The sequence below is a fragment of the Streptomyces sp. NPDC043876 genome (assembly GCF_056435825.1).
The window spans coordinates 1-4,214 of record NZ_JBWKDV010000053.1 but is presented as its reverse complement, the minus strand read 5'-3'; the positions used below and the strand labels follow the sequence as shown (position 1 = coordinate 4,214).

The window sequence follows — 4,214 nt, the reverse complement described above, 5'->3', positions numbered from 1 at the left end:
CGCGCCACCCCCGCCAACCGCGCATGGACCTCAGCCGGAACCTCCACCGCCACACCATGCCCACGATGACCCGCCACCGCCGGCCGCACATGATCAAAAGGCAGCCCCAACTCCTCGGGAGCGCCCTCCAGGACCCCACGCCAATACGCCGCCTGCCTGTTGATCAGAGACTGCTGGTCACGCTCGTCGCCCAGCACCTCACGCTGCCACAACGCGTAATCGGCGTACTGAACCGCCAACGGCTCCCATGCAGGACCACGCCCGGCGCACCGGGCCGCGTAGGCAGTCGACAGGTCCCGCGCCAGCGGCCCCGACGACCAGCCGTCGCTGGCGATGTGGTGCACCAGCACGACCAACACGTGCTCGCGGGAACCCTCAGAGAACAGCCACGCCCGGATCGGTATCTCCGAAGCGAGATCGAAGACATGACCTGCAGCGCCGGCCACCGCGCTGTCGAGATCCGTCCGGGAAGCCGGCTCTGCCACCGACAGCTGCCACTCGACCTCGTCCGCCGCGAGGATGTGCTGGTACGGCTCGCCATCGACCGTGGGGAAGACCGTGCGCAGCACCTCATGCCTGCCGATCACATCCCGCAGGGCCGCGTCGAGCGCTTGGGCGTCCACGCTGCCGGTCAGCCGCAGGACGACCGGGATGTTGTGTGTAGCGCTGGAGCCCTCCAGCTGGCTGATGAACCACAGCCGGCGCTGGGCGTAGGACAAAGGGATCCGCTCGGGCCGGTCCCACTTCGTAAGTTCCGTGCGGGCCGAATCGGCTCCCGCCAGCCTCTGACCGAGTGCCGCGACGGTCGGCGCCTCGAACAATTCCCGAAGGGGAACCTCCACACCCAGTACGGTGCGGATCCGGCTCACCAGCCTGATGGCGAGCAGGGAGTGACCACCTCGGGCAAAGAAGTCATCGTCGACACCGATGCTCTCGACGCCCAGAACCTCGGCGAAGACCGCGCAAAGGATCTCCTCCTGGACGTTGGCCGGACGTCGGCCCGCGCTGTTGCCGGCCATGGCAGGCATTTCCGGGGCGGGCAGGGCCTTGCGGTCCAGCTTCCCGTTCACCGACAGCGGCAGCGCCTCCAGCACCACCACAGCCGACGGAACCATATACGCCGGCAGCCGCCCGGCAACGAAGTCCCGAACCGAGGCAACCAACCCCGCAACGCCCGTGTCCGCGACGACGTACGCAACCAGACGCTTGTCCCCCGGCACGTCCTCACGCGCCACGACCACAGCCTGCGCAACGAGCGGATGCGCGGCCACCACGGACTGGACCTCACCCAGCTCGATCCGGAAACCACGCACCTTCACCTGCTCATCGACCCGGCCCAGATACTCCACCTGGCCTGCCGCACTCCACCGCACCAGATCACCCGTGCGATACAACCGCTCACCCGAACCGAACGGACTGGCAACGAACCGCTCCGCACTCAGACCAGGACGGTTCAAATACCCCCGCGCCAGCCCCGCACCCGCGATATACAACTCACCCGCCACACCCACCGGCACCGGCCGCAAGCCCGCATCCAGCACGAACATCCGCACATTCGAGATCGGCCGGCCAATCGGCACAACCCCCTCAACATCACCCTCCGCAAACCAGGCAGACGCATACACCGTCGCCTCAGTCGGACCATAAATATTGGCAACCCGCACACCCGCAACCGCCCGCCGGACAGCCGCCACCACATCCGCGGTCAACGCCTCACCCGCCAGGACCACCGTCCCCGGCCGCGCCCCCAGCCCACCCGACGCCAGAATCTGCGAAAACGCCGACGGAACACCACTGACCAGCGACACACCCCCCACACCACACCCGCCATCAGCAAGCGCCAGGAGATCGGGCACCATCTCCACACAACCACCCGACACCAGCGGACCGAACACCTCGAACACCGACACATCAAAATTCAGCGACGTCGAAGCCAGCACCCGCTCAAAACCACAACCACCGAACTCACCAGCAGCCCACGACAACAGACCCACCACCGAACGATGCTCAACCACCACACCCTTCGGACGGCCCGTCGAACCCGACGTATACATCACATACGCCGGATGCCCCGGCAACACCCCACCACGAGCCGCCACACCCCCATCCAGACCGGCCAGCAACTCCACCGTCTCCGCCGCATCCACCACCACCACCCGCACACCCGCCGGAACCACACCCACAGTCCCCACCGACGCCAAAACCACCACCGGCGCCGCATCCTGGACCATGAACGCAACCCGGTCCACCGGATAGCCCGGATCCACCGGCAGATACGCACCACCCGCCTTCAGCACACCCAACAGCGCGACCACCGCATCAACACCACGCTCAAGACACACCCCCACCACAGACTCAGCACCCACACCCAAGCCCATCAAATGCCGGGCAAGACGATTCGCCCGTACATCCAACCCCTCATACGAAACCTCAACACCAGCCGACACCACAGCAACCGCATCAGGCGTCCGCGCCACCTGCGCCTCGAACAAATCCGCCACCGTACCCGCAGGCACCACAGCAGACGTGTCATTCCACTCAACAACAACCCGACGACGCTCCACGTCATCCAGCACATCAACCGCGCTCAACGGAAGGTCCAAACCACCCTCCAACACGCCCTCAAGCCCCACCACCAAACGCTCCACCGCGTTGCACACCAGCACGCCCACGGCGCGGGCATCCACCGAGGCAGCAGCCTCCACGGCGAACGCCATACCACTGCCATCGTCGTCGACCGAGACCGAGAGCGGGTAATTGGTGCGCTCGCTGGCCAGGAGCACGCGGATGCCGGCCATCGCCTGACGCTCTCCGCCGTCGCCGTCCTGCGCGACGTTGTGCCGGTAGTTGAACAGAGCCGTGAACAGTGGCATATCACTCGCCACACCACTGGCCTGCTGGGCCAAAGCCAGCGGCGCGTGCTCGTGCTCGAGGAGTCCTGCGAGCTGATCGCGCATGGCCCGGACCGACTCCAGTGCGCCGAGCTCGTCCACTCGTGCCCGTACCGGCAGGGTGTTGATGAACGGTCCGGGCACCCGCTCCGAGCCGGCGCCGGCGTTCATCCGGCCGAACAGCACCGTCCCGAACACGACGTCCTCGCGCCCGCTGACCGTCGCAAGCACCCGCGCCCATGCCACGTGCAGAACAGTCGCCGCACTCACACCGAGTCGGCGCGCAACAGCTCTCAGCCGGCCGGCCACATCCTCTGTGAGTGCCACGACTCCATGCGTCGAGTCGCTACCGTCGCCATGAACGTCGACCAGTCCGAACGGCGCCGTCGGCTCGGTCACATCACCGAGCAGCTCGGCGAAGTATCGCTCATGCTCGGCACGCGTCACCCCGCCCCGGGCCTGCGCCACGAAGTTGCGGAACGGCAGCGGCGTGGGCAGCTCGACACCGCGCCCTGCGAGGCACAGCTCGACTTCACTCAGCAGCACTTCCAGTCCGGTGTGGTCCTGCACCATGTGGTGCACCCGCACCAGCCCGAGCCAGCGGTCGTTGCCGGCCTCTACCGGCGTGATGTGCAGGCTGATCAGCGGCGCCCGGCCCAGATCCATGGACGCCCCACCGGCGGCAACCAACGAGGCCACCGGATCCGCGTCCTGCGGGTCGAGCTCCACTTCGGTCACCGGCAGTTCCGCGTGGCGCCGGACGACCTGGACGGGCTCCCGCAGGCCCTGCCACACGATGGAGGTGCGGAGGATGTCGTGCCGGTCGATGACCTGCTGCAAGGCTGCGGTGAAGCTGTCGAGCCGCTCACGCGAGTCGAACTCCAGCACCGTCGGCAGGACGTAGGCGTCTTCGCCGCCATCGGCCAGGAGGTGGTGGAACAGCAGGCCTTCCTGGAGGGGGGCGAGCGGGTAGATGTCCGCGATGTTCGCCGCACCGCCCTCGACAGCCGTGGTGATCCGTTCGATGTGGTCCCCGGACAGCTCGACCAGCGGGAGCATGCCCGGCGTGATCTCCAGCGCGCCGGCAGGGATCAGGTTCGGCGGGACCTCCACCTGGACGCCCGCGGTCGCCGTCGCGAGGCCGGCCACCGTCGGGGTCTGGAACAGCGCCCGCACCGAGATCGAAACTCCGCGCTCGCGCAGCGCCTGCACCAAGTGAACCGCCATGAGCGAGTGGCCGCCGAGGGCGAAGAAGTCGTCATCGACACCCACACTGTCGAGACCGAGAACCTGCGCAAAGACAGCACACAACACCTCTTCGCG

The 4,214-nt window shown here is 67.3% G+C and carries 1 protein-coding gene; it reads right to left on the bottom strand.

Going from position 1 to position 4,214, the window contains the following annotated elements; genetic code table 11:
* Nucleotides 1-4,163 (bottom strand): acyl carrier protein (locus AC0693_RS38640; protein WP_478804611.1); only part of this gene is annotated, 4,163 nt, incomplete at its 3' end.
* Nucleotides 4,164-4,214 lie beyond the last annotated feature (51 nt).